This is a genomic window from Brevundimonas sp. Root608 (assembly GCF_001427825.1).
In the GTDB taxonomy this organism is placed as follows: Bacteria; Pseudomonadota; Alphaproteobacteria; order Caulobacterales; family Caulobacteraceae; genus Brevundimonas.
In genome coordinates, this window is sequence record NZ_LMGT01000007.1 from 111,273 (window position 1) to 126,761 (window position 15,489).

Below are 15,489 nucleotides of genomic sequence, written 5' to 3' on the forward strand. Positions count from 1 at the left end.
ACCCGCGTTAACCTTACACCGGTCTGTGGAACCGGCGAAAGAGGGGCGCGAGTCAGCGCGCGCTGGGCAGGGTGATGGAGACTTCGGCGCCTTCGCCCGGGGCGCTGTCGATGGACAGGACGCCGCCCGACTGGCGCGAGAAGGCATAGGCCTGCGACAGGCCCAGCCCCGCCGCGCCCTCGCGGGTGGTGAAGAAGGGCTCGACCGCCCGGGCGGCCAGTTCGCGGTCCATGCCCGGACCGCTGTCGCGGACGCTCAGACGGACCCCGCCCTCCAGCAGGGCCTCAAGCCGCACCGCCACCGAGCCCTGGCCCGCCACGGCGTCGACGGCGTTGCGCGTCAGGCCGGCGACCGCGCCCTCGAAGGCGACGGGATCAAGCCGTACCGGTGCGTCGGTGGACGGTCCCTCGATCATCAGGTCCACGCCTGGCCCGGCCATGGCCCGCAGCCGCGTCTCCATGCCGCGCAACAGCACGCCGGCGTCGAGAACGCGCAGCACGGGCTCGTCATCCCCCTGCGAGAAGGCGGTCAGACGGCGCGTCAGCAGTTCGCCCTTCTGTCCGGCGGCCAGCGCGGCCTGGCCGATGCGGCGCACGCGGACCGGGTCGTCGGCCTGACGCAGCATCATGTCCAGGGCCCCGGTCATGACGCCCAGCAGGGCGTTGAAGTCATGCGCCAGCCCGCCGGTCAGGCGGCCGACATTCTCCATACGGCGGCCGCCCTGGAGCTGGAACTCGGCATCCTGTCCGGCTTTCAGCGCCGCGGCGCGCGCGGCCTCGGCCTCCTCGCGGGCGGCGGCGGCGGCGGCCAGCGCCTCTTCGGCCTGAAGCCGCGCTGCGACGGTCTCGGCGCGCAGGGCTTCGACCTCGGCCGCAGGATCGGCCGCGACGACCTCGGCGACGGGCGTGCCGACATCGTCCGCCTCCGGCGCCGCGCCGGCGCGCTCGCCGGCCAGCAGCAGGGCGTCGACGGCCCCCTCCGCATTGGTCAGCGGCAGGATGGACCAGCGGACTCCCTCGGCGCCGCCTGTTCGCGGAACGATCGCCCCCGCCTCCTCCGCGGGAGCGGACAGGGCGGCCCGCAGCGTTTGCCGGCCTTCGACCCGCTCGCCTTCGGCCAGGAACAGATCGACGAAGTCCCCGGCTGCCTCGTCGCGGCCCAGCAGCAGCAGGGCGGTTTGGTTGGCCTCGCGCACCTGTCCGTCGGTTCCGACAACGACGAGAGCGCTGGAGGCGGCGTCGAACACCCGGCGGGTGAGGGCGTCGGACCGCGCAGCCGGTGCGGGGGCCGCCTCGGGCAGGATGATTTCGGGCGTCTGCAGGCCTTCGCTCTCGACGAGGGCGGCGGTCGAGCCGGTGATCTGGCCCAGCTCGTTCTCGATCGGCATGGCCGTCACCGAGACCAGCATCTTGCGGCGCGAGGCCGGATTGGCCAGCAGATGCTGGAAGCCCTTCACCGTCTGGCCCCGCAAGGCCCGGGCGCTGGGCAGCAGGTCGGGCGGCACCGGGCGACCGTCGGGGAAGGTGATGCCCCAGGTCGCCGAATGGAACCGCAGGCCGATCAGTTCGGCGTCCTTGCGACCCAGCAGCTGGTGCGCGGCGCGGTTGGCGAAGACGAATTTGCCCTGTTTGTCGGTCTCGACCAGGGCGACGGGAATGGCGTTCAGGGTCTCGAACAGCCGCTTCTGCGAATCCTCGGCCATGCGCTGTATCAGATCGAGCTGGTCCGAGGCGCTGCCGTGCTGGGTGCTCTTGCGCAGGGCGAAGAAGATCGCGACCACGGCCGCGAGCCAGCCGAGGCCGGCGAGCGCGGCCCACACCCACATCCAGTTGACCTGGCCTTCGAGAAACATGCGACCCGACTGTCCCGTTCTGGCGCCCCGCGCGCCCTTTCGGGAGACACCCTGCAAACGGCGAACCGGACTGGCCCGCTTTCGCCCCCAAGGCGACTAGCGGGGCTTGATGCCGCGGTCCAGTGGCAGGTGATCAGCAACCGGCCGCGTCCACGAAACGTCGCGCCCCGCGCCGGCCGGCGCTCAGGCCGGCGTCGCCGCGCTGTCAGGGAGCAGAAGGATCCGGCGAACGATGTCTGCGCACCCCAGCATGGGCAGCGGCTGGCCGAACCTGGCTCTCCACTCGCGGTCCAGTTCGACCTCCTCGGCTGTCATCGGTGCATGGATCATGGGGCCGGAAAGACGCAACGCGACGATCTGTTCCGCACGGCGGGAGGTGTTTTTCCAGGATGGCGAACTCACGCCGCCCGGGCGGAAATTGAAAAAGGCCCGATCTGGCGACCGGGCCTCTTCAATCGACTGGAGCGGGCGAAGAGATTCGAACTCTCGACCCCAACCTTGGCAAGGTTGTGCTCTACCACTGAGCTACGCCCGCACTTCAGTCGGAGGCGGGCGTATAGCGGAGCGCCCGCTCTTCTCGCAAGCCCCTCCGATAAAATTACCCCAAAACGCGCTCAGGCAGCGAGCCGCCGCGCGGCGAGCGGTAGCGCCCCGCTCTGCGCGTCAGCGGGGCGCCAGCCGAATGGCGCCGTCGAGGCGGATGCATTCGCCGTTGATGTAGACGTTGCGGACCAGCTCCAGGACCAGGGAGGCGTAATCCGCGGGCGTGCCCAGGCGGCTGGGGAAGGGGATGGCGGCGGCCAGGGCGTCCTGGATCTTCTGGTCCATGCCGGCCATCATCGGCGTCCACATGATGCCGGGCAGGATGGTGTTGCAGCGGATGCCTTCCTGGGCGAGATCGCGGGCGACGGGGAGGGTCATGGCGTAGACGCCGCCCTTGGAGGCCGAATAGGCCGCCTGGCCGATCTGGCCATCCTGCGCCGCCACCGAGGCGGTGTTGACGATCAGGCCGCGTTCGCCGTCGGCCATCGGCTCCAGCGTCACCATGCCCGCCGCCGACTGCGACAGGACGCGGAAGGTGCCGAACAGATTGACCCGCACGGTGCGCTCGAACTGGGCCATGTCGTGGGCGCGGATCTCGCCGGTGTCCTTCTTGCGGCTGACCGTCTTCTGGCCCGTGGCGATGCCGGCGCAATTCACGGTCAGGCGCTCCTGGCCGTGGGCGGCGCGGGCCTTTTCGAAGCCGGCGGCGACCGAGGCGTCGTCGGTCACGTCGACCAGGCAGAAGACGCCGCCGATCTCCCTTGCGATCGCCTCGCCCTTTTCCGCATTCATGTCGAACAGGGCGACCCTGGCGCCCGTGGCCGCGATGGCCCGAGCCGTTCCCTCGCCCAGACCCGAGGCCCCGCCCGTCACCACCGCCGCGATCGAACTGTCGAGTTTCATGGCCGCAGCCCCTATGTTGTGTGAACCTTGAGATTGCCGCGGGGTTTAGCCGCCATGTCCGCCAAAGCCAAACCGATCACGCCCGACGAGGCCCTGGACCCGTCGCGCGCCCTCGTGCCCTCGATCCAGCGGGTCAACGAGGTGCGGGTGCAGAAGGGCTTCTGGCCCAAGATCCGGCGCACGGCCTCGCGCATCCCCTTCGCCGGACAGGCCCTGTCGGTCTGGTTCGCCGCCCGCGATCCCGAGACGCCGACGGCGGCCAAGGGTGTCATGGTCGGGGCGCTGGCCTATTTCGTCCTGCCCTTCGACGCCATTCCCGACATCTTCGCCGGCATCGGCTTCACCGACGACGCGGCGGTGATCGCGGCCCTGATCGCCACCCTCGGCGCCAATATCAAACGCCGGCACAAGGACCAGGCCACGTCCGCGCTGGAGCGGCTGCGCGACGGCTAGCTCTCCACCGTCACCACCACCTTGCCCATCACCGACCGGTCGCCCAGTGCCTTGATGGCCTCATGGGCGCGTTCCAGCGGGAAGGTCTGGCTGACGCGCGGGCGAATCCTGCCGTCCTCCCAGAAGCGCAGCAGGTCGGCCATGTTGGCGGCGTGGGCCGCCGGGTCGCGCATCACCGCCGCGCCCCAGAACACCCCGATCACCGACACCGACTTGAGCAGGGTCAGGTTCAGCGGCAGCGAGGGAATGCCGGCCGGGAAACCGACCACCAGATAGCGGCCGTTCCAGTCCATCGAGCGGATGGCCGGCTCGCAATAGTCGCCGCCGACGGCGTCATAGACCACGTCCGGCCCGTCGCGGCCCGAGGCCAGTTTCAGCTCGCCCGACAGCTCCTTCTGCGCCGCCTTGTCCATCTTGCCCGACGGATAGATCAGGCCGTTGTCGGCCCCGGCCTCCAGCGCGAACTGCACCTTGTCGTTGGTCGAGGCGGCGGCGATGACGTGCGCCCCCATGGCCTTGCCCAGCTCGACCGCGGCGACGCCGACCCCGCCCGCGGCCCCCAGCACCAGCAGGCTCTCGCCCGCCTTCAGCTGGGCCCGGTCCTTCAGCGCGTAATAGGATGTGCCGTAGGTCATCACCAGGGCGGCGGCGGTGTTGAAATCCATGGCGTCGGGGATCTTCATCACCGAGGCGGCCGGAACCGCCAGTCGCTCGACCATGCCGCCCCAGCCGGGAACGGCGATGACGCGGTCGCCCTTGCGGACGCTGGTGACGCCCTCGCCGATCGCCTCGACCACGCCCGCCACCTCGCCGCCCGGCGAGAAGGGGCGGGTCGGCTTGAACTGATACCGGTCCTCGATGATCAGGGTGTCGGGGAAGTTGACCCCGATCGCCCGCACCTCGATCACCACCTCGCCCTTCATCGGCCGGGGGTCCATGACCTCCTCGACCACGAGGGTTTCGGGACCGCCGGGAGCCTTGGACAGGACAGCGCGCATGGGGGAGGTCTTTCGCAAAGGCGTCCCGCCCCGGTGGCGCGCGCGTCGGCTTGAGGCTAATCAGCGCCACGCCCGTTTGAAAGGGGCGATCCGGAGACGACCCTGAATGACGGCCCTCATCCTTCACGGCGGCGCGGGCGCGCGGCGCGAGCGCAACTACGACCGCGAGGTCGCCCACATGCGCGAGGTGGTGGCGGCGATGAAGGTCCGGCTGGACGCGGGCGCCAGCGCCCTGGACGTCGCGGTCAAGACGACGGTGCTGCTGGAGGACTCGGGCCTCTATGTCGCCGGACGCGGCGCCTCGCCCAACCTCGCGGGGGCCTATGAGCTGGACGCCAGCCTGATGGACGGCGCGACCCGCAAGGCCGGCGCCGTCGCCGCCCTGCAGGGCTTCCGCAACCCCGTCGTGGCCGCCCGCGCGGTGATGGACCGCACGCCGCATGTCATGCTGGCCGGCGAGGGCGCCGCCCTGTTCGCCCTCGACCAGGGCCTGGAGATGATCGGCGACGAGGACGCCTGGTTCACCCGGGCCGGCCAGGGCGAGGACAACCACCCGCCCGGCACGCTGAGCCACGGCACCGTCGGCTGCTGCGTTCTGGACGACCAGGGCCGGCTGGCGGCCGCCACCTCGACGGCGGGCGTGTTCGGCAAGATGCCGGGCCGCGTCGGCGACACCCCCATCCCCGGCGCCGGCAGCTGGGCCGACGGCCGCGTCGCCGTCTCGGGCACCGGGCAGGGCGAATATTTCATCCGCGTCGCCGCCTGCGCCCAGGTCAGCTGGCGCGTTGGCGCGGGCCAGACCCTGGCCGAGGCCGGCCGCGCGGTGATCGACGAGATCGGCGGCATGGGCGGCGACGGCGGCCTGATCGCCCTCGACCGCGACGGAAACATCGCCCACCCCTTCAACAGCCAAGGCATGAAGCGCGCCTGGCTGACGCCCGGCGGCGACATCGGGGTCGAGGTGTTCGGCCTCTGAACCGGTAGACGCCGCGCTGGAAAAAACACCGTCTGAATCGTCCAGCTCGTCTGCCGTTTCCATCTAACCGCATGATTTTGCTGAGGGGCGCGCGGTAGACTGCGTCCAAGGCGTCCGACGCATCCCCGACGCGCAACAGTCTGGCGGACGGCGACGTCAGATTCGGACGCACGGGGCGACCGGGCGCGAATTACAGAGATTTCATCCGCGGGCGAACGCGGTTCATCCGGCGTTCACCGCCTGCTACGCTAAAGCTTGGCGACACACCGGGAGCCTCCAATGAAGTCCGCCGCCGTCCTCGCCGCCGCCGTCCTGCTGACCACCGCCGCCTGCGCGCCCGTCGTCCAGGGCGGCCCGCCCATCGGCCTGCCGCCGGGTCTGCAGGAAACGGCGCAGGTCGGCAGCATCACCCTGTCCAGCGAATGGCTGAACGCCGGGGACGATTTCGCCGAAACCTTCTCCGACGAGGTCCACGAGGAACTGAGGCGCTGCATGTGGGGCACGGCCCCCATCGACGTCCGCGTCCACATCGACCGGATGCAGCGCGCCGGCCGGCTCGAAACCCTGCTGAACGGCGACGGCGTCCACACCCTGTCCGGCACGGTGGAGTTCGTCGATCCCTCGCACGGAAACCGCATCGTCGGCCGCTTTCCCGTGTCCGTGGCGACCAGCGCCCAGGGGCCGTTGGGCGGCGTTCTCGGTGACCGTCAGATGATGGTTTCGGAAGAATTCGGCCGCGCCGTCTGCGACCAGGCCTTCGGCCGCAACCCGCGCGATCGCGGCCCGCACAACGCCACGGTCGGCTGACGCGAAAACGGGCCGGCGTCTCCTTCCCGCGCAGTGGCTGCTGGAAGAGGCGGGCTATGGCGGGTTCGGACTGCGGGACCGCCCTGGCGCTCGAGCCCCGGGGAGGCCGCGACGTGGCGGAGGCCATCGCCCGCACCGTGGCCGACCGCTCCGTGACTTCCTGTCGGCAACCAAAGGCGCGGCAAAGCTTTGCGGAATCAGGCCTGGCTGTTCGATCGGACTCAATGGAAACCTTTCTGCTGTTCCTGGTCGTCGGCGTGCTGGCGCAATCGGTCGATGGGGCCCTGGGCATGGCCTATGGCGTGATCTCGTCGTCGGTGCTGCTGGCCTTCGGCGTGCCGCCGGCCATGGCCTCGGCCAGCGTGCACGGGGCCGAGGTCTTCACCACCGCCGCCTCGGCCGGCAGCCACGTCGCGCACCGCAATGTGGACTGGCGGCTGCTGCTGCCGCTGGCCATCGCCGGGGTGATCGGCGGCTGCGTCGGAGCCTATGTGCTGACGGGCATAGACGGGGACGTCATCAAGCCCTTCATCGTCACCTATCTGGGGCTGATGGGGGTCTACATCCTGTGGCGGGCCGGCCATGACATTCTGCTCCGCCATATCCCGTCGTGGGCGGCCTGGCCGCTGGGGCTGGTCGGCGGCTTTCTCGATGCGGTCGGCGGCGGGGGCTGGGGACCGACGGTGTCCTCGACCCTGGTCGGGGCCGGACAGGAGCCGCGCCGCGCCATCGGCACGGCCAATACCGCCGAGTTCTTTCTGACCGTGGCCGTCAGCGCCACCTTCGTCTGGGCCCTGATTTCGGGCCACTGGGCCGACGCCGGAGCCCTGGAGCACCACGCGGCGGCCGTCGGGGGGTTGATCGTCGGAGGTCTGGCGGCGGCGCCGTTCGCGGGGCTGATCGCCAAGCGCGTGCCGCGCAAGCCCATGACCTATGCGGTCGGCGCCACCTTGCTGCTGCTGGCCGGATTCCAGGCGATGCAACTGGCCGGCGTGATCGCCTGATACGAAAAGGGCGGCGGGTTCGGCCCGCCGCGCCATCGTCCCGCGGCTCAACCAGGCCGGGTTTCCGCGAAGCTGGGCCGGGCCTCGATCGCCTCGTGCAGGGCGACCAGACGCGGACGTCCTGCGCGCCAGTCGAAGCCGGGGTGGCGGAAACCGATCCAGGCCACGGCGACGCCGGCGGTGATGACGCCCATGTCGAGCCGGGCGGCGTCGGGACGGGCGGCCTCGAGGGCGTCCAGCGCGCGGCCCATGTTCTCGGTCCAGCGGGCGATCCACGACGGCGAGCGTTCGCTTTCGGGGCGGCGGAGTTCGAGCAGCAGCTTGACCCCCATCTCCAGGGCGGCGTTCGCCTGGGTCTCCATCCGCCGCACGGCGAGGCGTTCAGGCCCGTCGGCGGGCATCAGGCGGGGCCCGGAGCCGAGCGCGTCGAGGTATTCGCAGATCACGGGACTGTCGTTGATCGGCAGGCCGTCCTCGGCGATCAGGGTCGGGACCTGGACGATCGGGTTGGACGCCAGCAGTTCGGGGGCATTGGCGTAGGGGTCGACGGCGACCTCCTCGATCCGGTCGATCAGGCCCTTTTCACGGGCGACGATGCGGCATTTGCGGGCGAAGGGTGACGGGCCGGTGATGTAGAGCTTCATGTCGACGGGCGGCTTTCCAGCGGGACGGCGGATTATTCGGCAGGTTCGAGGACCGGCGGGGCGGCCTGCAGCGCCCGCGCGGCGTCCAGTTCGGCGGCCTTCTGTTCGACCAGCTCGACGATCTGGTCGATCATGCCGTCATTGGCCTGTTTGAACGCCATCTTGCCGTTCAGATAGACCATGCCTGACCCGGCCCCGCCGCCGGTGAAGCCAACGTCCGTATACAGAGCTTCGCCCGGTCCGTTGACGACGCAGCCGATGATCGACAGCGACATCGGCGTGGTCACATGGGCCAGCTTCTCTTCCAGGATGCCGACGGTCTCGATGACGTTGAAGCCCTGACGCGCGCAGGACGGGCAGGCGATGATGTTGACGCCCCGGTGCCGCAGACCCAACGATTTGAGGATGTCGAAGCCGACCTTGATCTCCTCCACCGGATCGGCGGCCAGGGAGACGCGGATGGTGTCGCCGATGCCGGCCCACAGCATGTTCCCCATGCCGATGGCCGACTTGATCGTGCCCGAGCGCAGCGGGCCCGCCTCGGTGACGCCGAGGTGCAGCGGGCAGTCGATGGCCTCGGCCAGCTGCTGATAGGCGGCGACGGTCAGGAAGGGGTCGGAGGCCTTCACCGAAATCTTGAATTCGTGGAAGTCGTGATCCTGCAGGATGCGGGCGTGGTTGAGGGCGCTCTCGACCATGGCCTCGGGGCAGGGCTCGCCGTATTTCTCGAGCAGGTCGCGCTCCAGAGAGCCGGCGTTGACGCCGATGCGCATCGAGCAGCCGTGGTCCTTGGCGGCCTGGATGACCTCGCGGACCCGGTCGGGCGAGCCGATGTTGCCGGGATTGATGCGCAGGCAGGCGGCGCCGGCCCGGGCGGCCTCGATGCCGCGCCTGTAGTGGAAATGGATATCGGCGACGAGCGGGACCTTCGCCTCGCGGGCGATGGTGCGGAAGGCGGCGGTCGAGTCCTCGTCGGGGCAGGAGACGCGGACGATGTCGGCCCCGGCCTCTTCCAGCTGGCGGATCTGGTCGATCGTCGCCGCCGCGTCCGAGGTCGGCGTATTGGTCATCGACTGGACGCTGATCGGCGCATCGCCGCCCACGGGCACGGCGCCGACCATGATCTGGCGGCTCTTGCGGCGTTCGATGTGACGCCAGGGACGGATATGCGAATGGTCAGCGCTCATGACGGGCGCAACATAGGCGTTCGATTGCGGCAAGGCCACGACAAGCGCTGTCGCAATCAGCCCCCGGCGGCCGTGACCATGGCGGACTGGACGCTGGCGGCGCGGGTCTGGGCCTCCGCCTGGGCGGCCTGGGTGCGGGCGGCGACCTCGGCGGCGGCCTGACGGGCCAGGGCCTGGGCCCGGACGTTCAGCTGGCCCAGAGGCGTCAGGGCGGCGTCCAGCGCGCCCCCATGCTCGCCGTTCAGATAGACGTCAAAGGCGGTCGGGTCCGAGACGTCGACCGTGGCGGCGACGCCGACCGGCGCGCGCCAGGCGTCTCCGGCGGAGAGCTGGCGGGCGAACAGCACCCGGCCGTCGGCCATCCGGACGACCAGGCTGGCGGCCTTGCGGGCCTGGATCACCACCTGTGAGGCGCTGGCGGAGGCGCCGTAGATGGCGCCGCGCGGATTGAAGGCCCGCTGGACCGGAGACGCCGAGGCGGCGGCCGCCGCGGCCAGACCTTCGGGCGAAGCCGGATCGACGCCGGTCAGCTCGGCCTCGAGGCCGGGCGTGATGTAGAGAGCCGGAATGGTCTGGTCCGGCGGCGCGGGCTGGGGCGCGGACAGCCGCAAGGGGCTCTGGCCCGGGACGGCGCCCAGGGTCCAGCTTTCGGGGACCGCGGCGATGTCGGAGGGCTGGGGCGCGCGCATCAGGCTGACGCGCTGGAAGACATTCCAGCCGATCACGGCCAGGACGAGAGCCAGACCGGCGGCGATCAGGCGCGGCGAATAGCGGCGGACATCCTCGAAGGCCACGCCGACGGGCGCCTGGAGCGGCACGGAAGGATCGGGGGTCTCGCGCTTGAACCGCTCCACCGCCAGCTGTTCGTCCAGGCCCAGGGCGTCGGCGTAGGCGCGGACATAGCCGATCGAGAAGACGCGGTTGGGCAGGGTCGAGAAGTCGTTCTGCTCGAGCGCGGTCAGATAGCGGACGGGCACGCGGGTGACGGCGGACAATTCGGCGAGGGACCGGCCCGACTGCTCGCGGGCCAGTCGCAGGCCGTCGCCGAGCGTCAGCGCGTCCGTGATCGACGGAACGACGTCCTTCCATTCGGGATCAGTCCGGAATTCGTCGGACCTGTTCCCCGTATCCAGCGCCATAGATCCTGACCCCACGCTCGGTTCGCATGGGGTGTCCCCATGCGACGCCGTACTCGAACTCGGGGCCTGTACCATATCGGGATGACAGTTCGGGCCTGCCCCCGCAGACCACCCGGTTCCGGCTTGTGGATAACTCATTTGAGCTGACCGATCAACGATTTGTTAGGCGTGCCGGCCAATTCGGGCGCGGGACGATCAGATCGTGACGTTCAATTTCCGGGCCAGGGATTCCAGCTCGCCGCGGATCGATCCGGCCGAGGAGCCGAGCAGGTTGGTCATGCTCCGCCGCGCCGCGGTCAGGTCGGCCGACAGGATCATCCGCTTGACCGGCCCCACGCCGCCGGCAGGGGCCGACAGCCGGGTGAAGCCCAGCGTCAGCAGGGCGAAAGCCTCGAGCGGGCGGCCGGCCATTTCGCCGCACACCGAGACGGGCGTTCCGGTGTCGGCGCATCGCTTCTGAATCTCGGCCAGGGCGCGCAGGGCCGGCGGCGACAGCGGATCGTAGCGATCGGACACCAGCGGATTGGTGCGGTCGGCGGCGAACATGTACTGGAACAGATCGTTGGTGCCGATCGAGACGAAGTCCGTCAGCGGCAGCAGGGCGTCGAGGTGCCACAGCAGGCTGGGGCATTCGATCATGGCTCCGACACGCAGCAGGGCGGGCAGGGCCCGGCCCCGGCGTTTGGCCCAGGCGCATTCGACGTCGACCAGTTCGCGGGCGGCGCGGAACTCGTCCACGGTGGCGATCATCGGGAACATGACGCGCAGCTCGCGCCCGGCGGCGGCGGTGAGCAGGGCCCGCAGCTGCAGCCTCAGCAGGCCGGGGCGGTCGAGGCCCAGGCGGATGGCGCGGCGCCCGAGCGCCGGGTTCTCCTCCCGCTCGGTCTCCAGATAGGGCAGGACCTTGTCGCCGCCGATATCGAGGGTGCGGAAGATGACGGGCCGGTCGCCGGCGGTGTCGAGGACGAGTTTGTAGAGGGCCGTCTGGGTGGTCAGCCGGGGCAGTTCCTCCGACACCATGAACTGGAATTCGGTGCGGAACAGGCCGATGCCCTCAGCCCCCGTGGCGTCGAGGTTCTCCAGGTCCACCGCCAGGCCGGCGTTGGTCAGGACGGTGATGCGGGTCCCGTCCAGGGTGACGGCGGGCACGTCGCGCAGCTTGGCGAACTCGGCCTGGCGTTCGCTGCGCACCAGCATGCGCGACTGGACGGCGGCCAGCATGTCGGGCCGGGGGCGCAGATAGGTCTCGCCGGTCTCGCCGTCGACGATGACGAGATCGCCCTCGGACAGGCGGTCGCGCAGGCCCATGACGCGGCCGACGCAGGGAATCTGCAGCGCACGGGCGACGATGGCGGCGTGGCTGGCGGCCGAGCCCTCCTCGAGCAGCAGGCCTCTCAGCTTGTGGCGCGGATACTCCAGCAGGTCGGCGGGGCCGAGGTTGCGGGCCACCAGGATGGCGTCGTCAGGCAGGTCGCGATGGCCGGGGTTGTCGCCGGCCAGGACCCGCAGCAGCCGGTTGGCCAGATCCTCGAAGTCGTGCAGCCGCTCCTTGATGTAGGGGTCGCGGGCCTGGGCGAAGCGGGCGCGGTGCTCGTTGCGGACGCGGTCGACGGCGGCCTCGGCGGTCAGGCCGGTGCGCACGGCCTCCTCCAGCGACCGGTTCCAGCCGCGATCGTCGGCGAACATGCGATAGGTTTCCAGCACCTCGAACGAGGCCCCGGCCAGCTTGCCCTGCCCGCCCTCGAGCATGGAATCGATATTGGCCTTGAGGGCGATGAGAGCCTCGCGCAGCCGGATCTCCTCGACCGCAGGATCCTCGGCCAGCAGGTTCTCGGGCGGGATCGGCGCCTCGTGCAGCACGACATGGCCGTAGGCGAGGCCCTCGGCGAAGCGCTGACCCTTGATCCGCTCGGGCCGGTGCGGCGCCACCTCGATGTCGCGCAGTTCGTCCTGGGCCAGCAGTTCGCCCGAGGCCACGGTCTCGGCCAGGACCATGGCGATGGTCTGGATGTCCTCGACCTCCTCCTCGTCATAGCGCCGCTCGGAGCGGTTCTGGACGACCAGCACGCCGATGGCGCGGCCGCCGCGCAGCAGGGGCGCGCCGAGGAAGGCGTGGTAGGGGTCCTCCCCCGTTTCCGGCCGGTAGGCGAAGCTGGGATGGGCGGGCGCGTTCGACAGGCTGATCGGCTCGGCCAGACGCGCCACCTCGCCGACCAGGCCCTCGCCGGGGCGCAGCCGGGTCTTGTGCACCGCTTCGGGATTCAGGCCCTGGGTGGCGAACAGCTCCAGCTCGCCCGAGGCGCGGCGCAGATAGATGGAGCAGACCTCGGCCACCATCGACCGGGCGATGGTGCGCACGACCATGTCGAGCCGGTCCTGGGCCGGCGCCGCGCCGGCCATGGCCTCGCGGATCTGGCGAAGGAGGTTGCGCGGCCCCCTCGTCGTCAATCCGCCAACCGGCATGCCGTCGCCCTACAGTCTGACGCCGACGCGCGCTGCGACGGCTACGGTTACACCATACAGAACTACCGTCAGCGCGCACCCGGCGAGGAGCGCGGGCCAGAAGCCGACGCCCCGCCGCAGCAGCGCGGGGATCAGCAGGAACATGGGCAGGGAGGGGAGCACATACCAGAAGGTCGCCTGCGCATGATCGGCCAGGCGGTCGGCGTCACGGGTGTCGCGCCACAGCCAGATCATGCCCAGCACGGAAACAAGCGGCAAGGAGGCGAACAGGGCGCCGAGCGCGGCGTTGCGGCGCGCGGTCTCGGACACCAGCCCCACCAGCAGGCCGGAGATCAGGGCCTTGATGACCCCGTACAGCATCAGACGGTCTCGAGACCGTAGGCGGCATGCAGGGCGCGAACGGCCAGTTCCGCATAGGCCGCATCGATCAGGACGCTGATCTTGATCTCGGAGGTCGAGATGGCCTGGAATTTCACGCCCTTGTCGGCCAGCGCCCGGAACATGGTCTGGGCGACGCCCGCGTGGCTGCGCATGCCGACGCCGACGACCGAGACCTTGGCCACGTCCTCGTCGACGCGCAGCTCCTCGAAGCCGATCTCGTGCTGGGCCGCGCGCATCAGCTCGGCGGCGCGGGCGGCGTCGCGGCGGCCGGTGGTGAAGGTCAGGTTGACCGCCCCCTCGCTGCGCGCCTGCGACTGGACGATCATGTCGACGTTCACATTGGCCTCGGCCAAGCGGGTGAAGACGTCGGCGGGGGCCTCGACCCGGTCGGACAGGCCCAGCAGGGTGATGCGGGCCTCGTCGCGGCTCATGGTGACGCCGGACACGATGCGTTTTTCCACGATTTCCTCCTCGTCGCAGATCAGGGTGCCGGCGTTGGCGGGCAGGGCCCCGTTCTCGTCGGGTTCGATGAAGCTTGATAGCACGCGCAGCGGCACCTGTTTGGCCATGGCCAGTTCGACCGAGCGGGTCTGCAGCACCTTGGCCCCGAGAGAGGCCATCTCCAGCATCTCCTCGTAGGAGATCTTCTCGAGGCGGCGGGCGCGGCTCTCGATGCGGGGATCGGTGGTGTAGACGCCGTCGACGTCGGTGTAGATGTCGCACGGGCAGTTCAGGGCCGCGGCCACGGCCACGGCGGAGGTGTCCGAGCCGCCCCGGCCCAGGGTGGTGATCCGGCCCGAGCGGCTGACGCCCTGGAAGCCGGGGACGACGGCGATCTCGCCCTTGTCCATGGCGGCGCCGAGCACCTCGCCCGGGACGTCCTCGATGCGGGCGCGGCCGTGGGCGTCGTCGGTCAGGATCGGAATCTGCCAGCCCATCCAGGTCCGCGCGTTCAGCCCCATGTTGCGCAGCGTCAGCGCCAGCAGGCCGGCGGTGACCTGTTCGCCCGAGGCGACGACGACGTCGTATTCGTCGTCGGACGGTTCGATCCCCTGGCCCGGGCGGCCGGCGCCGTCGGTCCAGGCGACCAGCTCATTGGTCTTGCCGGCCATGGCTGAGACGACGACGGCGACCTGTTTGCCGGCGGCGGCCTCGGCGGCGACGATACGGGCGGCGCGGCGGATCCGCTCGAGGTCGCCCATCGAGGTGCCGCCGAACTTCATCACCAGTCGCGTCGTGTCTGGCCGCGTCATCGTGGCGGATCGCCCCATCTTGCGTGGAAGGCCGCGCGGGTTCATCCCTCGGCCCATGGCCGCTTCTAACGACACGGTATCTGCGCGCAAACCCCAAAGCCGCCCGGATTTCAACGATCCGGCGCAGGGGCCGTCGATCGACCCCGCCGACGTGGCGCGCTTTTCGGCCCAGGCGGCGGAATGGTGGGACGCGCGCGGGCCGTTCGCGCCGCTGCACAAATTCAATCCGGCGCGGCTGGCCTTCGTCCGCGACCGGGCGGCGGAGCGGTTCGGGCGCGATCCCGGGACGCGCGCGCCGTTCGCCGGCCTGACCCTGCTGGACGTCGGCTGCGGCGGCGGGCTGATCGCCGAGCCGATGCGGCGGATGGGGTTCGCGGTCACCGCCATCGACGCCTCGGCCGAGAACATCGGCACCGCCCGGACCCATGCGGAACAGCAGGGGCTGGACATCGCCTACCGCGCCGCGACGGTGGAGCAGATGGAGGCCGGGGGGGCGGGGCCGTTCGACGTGGTCCTGACCATGGAGGTGATCGAGCATGTCGCCGATCCCGAGGCCTTCATCCGCGCCTGTTCGCGGCTGGTGAAGCCGGGCGGGATGATGGTCGTGGCCACCCTGAACCGGACGCTGAAGTCGCTGGCGCTCGGCAAGATCGCGGCGGAATACGTCCTGCGCTGGGTGCCGGCGGGGACGCACGACTGGAACCAGTTCCTCAAGCCCGACGAGATCCGGCTGATGCTGTCGGCCGAGCCGGTCGCGGTGACCGGACCCTTCGGTCTCGCTTATGATCCGTTCACGGATCGCTGGAGCGAAACGACGGACGCCGGGATCAACTACATGATGGTCGCCACGCGCGACTGACGCGGCCTTACGGCGAATTCATCCACC

At 70.4% G+C, this 15,489-nt stretch carries 14 protein-coding genes and 1 tRNA gene; 5 read left to right on the top strand and 10 right to left on the bottom strand.

All coding sequences use genetic code 11. The features are described from left to right. Window positions 1-52: 52 nt before the first annotated feature. From ASD59_RS11205 to ASD59_RS11215, 3 genes are all read right to left on the bottom strand, one after another. Window positions 53-1,852, bottom strand: coding sequence for a PAS domain-containing sensor histidine kinase (locus tag ASD59_RS11205; protein WP_055831714.1), 1,800 nt, complete (start codon window positions 1,850-1,852; stop codon window positions 53-55). 460 nt (window positions 1,853-2,312) lie between these two features. Beyond that, window positions 2,313-2,387 (bottom strand) — tRNA-Gly (locus ASD59_RS11210). A 128-nt stretch (window positions 2,388-2,515) separates the two neighbouring features. Next, a complete protein-coding gene (locus tag ASD59_RS11215) occupies window positions 2,516-3,298 on the bottom strand; it encodes an SDR family NAD(P)-dependent oxidoreductase (RefSeq protein ID WP_055831715.1) in 783 nt (260 codons plus the stop codon). Between the two features lie 54 nt (window positions 3,299-3,352). Between ASD59_RS11215 and ASD59_RS11220 the strand changes: the two genes are divergently transcribed. Continuing rightward, entirely contained in the window at window positions 3,353-3,751 is a 399-nt protein-coding gene (locus ASD59_RS11220) for a YkvA family protein (RefSeq protein WP_055831716.1), read from the top strand. Here ASD59_RS11220 and ASD59_RS11225 read toward each other — a convergent pair. Then, entirely contained in the window at window positions 3,748-4,749 is a 1,002-nt protein-coding gene (locus ASD59_RS11225) for an NADPH:quinone oxidoreductase family protein (RefSeq protein WP_055831717.1), read from the bottom strand. The two genes, ASD59_RS11220 and ASD59_RS11225, sit on opposite strands and share 4 nt — an antisense overlap. Before the next feature lie 106 nt (window positions 4,750-4,855). On the opposite strand from ASD59_RS11225, the gene ASD59_RS11230 reads away from it, so the two are divergent. From ASD59_RS11230 to ASD59_RS11240, 3 genes are all read left to right on the top strand, one after another. Continuing rightward, window positions 4,856-5,725, top strand: coding sequence for an isoaspartyl peptidase/L-asparaginase family protein (locus tag ASD59_RS11230; protein WP_055831718.1), 870 nt, complete (start codon window positions 4,856-4,858; stop codon window positions 5,723-5,725). Window positions 5,726-6,004: 279 nt separating this feature from the next. Continuing rightward, window positions 6,005-6,532, top strand: coding sequence for a hypothetical protein (locus ASD59_RS11235; protein ID WP_055831719.1), 528 nt, complete (start codon window positions 6,005-6,007; stop codon window positions 6,530-6,532). Between the two features lie 224 nt (window positions 6,533-6,756). Then, window positions 6,757-7,536 carry a sulfite exporter TauE/SafE family protein gene (locus tag ASD59_RS11240; protein WP_055831720.1) on the top strand — a complete coding sequence of 260 codons (780 nt, stop codon included), beginning with the start codon at window positions 6,757-6,759 and terminating at the stop codon, window positions 7,534-7,536. Between the two features lie 47 nt (window positions 7,537-7,583). On the opposite strand, the gene ASD59_RS11245 is transcribed toward ASD59_RS11240, so the two are convergent. The 6 genes from ASD59_RS11245 to ASD59_RS11270 form a co-directional block, all read right to left on the bottom strand. Next, entirely contained in the window at window positions 7,584-8,180 is a 597-nt protein-coding gene (locus ASD59_RS11245; protein WP_055831721.1) for a glutathione S-transferase family protein, read from the bottom strand. A 32-nt stretch (window positions 8,181-8,212) separates the two neighbouring features. Beyond that, window positions 8,213-9,367 carry a flavodoxin-dependent (E)-4-hydroxy-3-methylbut-2-enyl-diphosphate synthase gene (ispG, locus tag ASD59_RS11250; protein WP_055831722.1) on the bottom strand — a complete coding sequence of 385 codons (1,155 nt, stop codon included), beginning with the start codon at window positions 9,365-9,367 and terminating at the stop codon, window positions 8,213-8,215. Window positions 9,368-9,423: 56 nt separating this feature from the next. Then, window positions 9,424-10,506: a helix-turn-helix domain-containing protein gene (locus ASD59_RS11255; protein ID WP_055831723.1), complete on the bottom strand. Its 1,083-nt coding sequence runs from the start codon at window positions 10,504-10,506 to the stop codon at window positions 9,424-9,426. Between the two features lie 195 nt (window positions 10,507-10,701). Next, a complete protein-coding gene (gene ptsP / locus ASD59_RS11260; RefSeq protein WP_442854277.1) occupies window positions 10,702-12,906 on the bottom strand; it encodes a phosphoenolpyruvate--protein phosphotransferase in 2,205 nt (734 codons plus the stop codon). Between the two features lie 72 nt (window positions 12,907-12,978). Further along, window positions 12,979-13,329, bottom strand: a complete 351-nt coding sequence (locus tag ASD59_RS11265; RefSeq protein WP_055831725.1) for a DUF3147 family protein — start codon at window positions 13,327-13,329, stop codon at window positions 12,979-12,981. Further along, window positions 13,329-14,603, bottom strand: coding sequence for an aspartate kinase (locus ASD59_RS11270; RefSeq protein WP_055831784.1), 1,275 nt, complete (start codon window positions 14,601-14,603; stop codon window positions 13,329-13,331). The genes ASD59_RS11265 and ASD59_RS11270 overlap by 1 nt, the downstream gene beginning before the upstream one ends. Before the next feature lie 55 nt (window positions 14,604-14,658). Here ASD59_RS11270 and ubiG point away from each other — a divergent pair, with 55 nt between their 5' ends. Continuing rightward, window positions 14,659-15,462 (top strand): bifunctional 2-polyprenyl-6-hydroxyphenol methylase/3-demethylubiquinol 3-O-methyltransferase UbiG, encoded by an 804-nt coding sequence (gene ubiG, locus ASD59_RS11275; RefSeq protein ID WP_082560170.1) that lies wholly within the window; start codon window positions 14,659-14,661, stop codon window positions 15,460-15,462. Window positions 15,463-15,489: the final 27 nt, after the last annotated feature.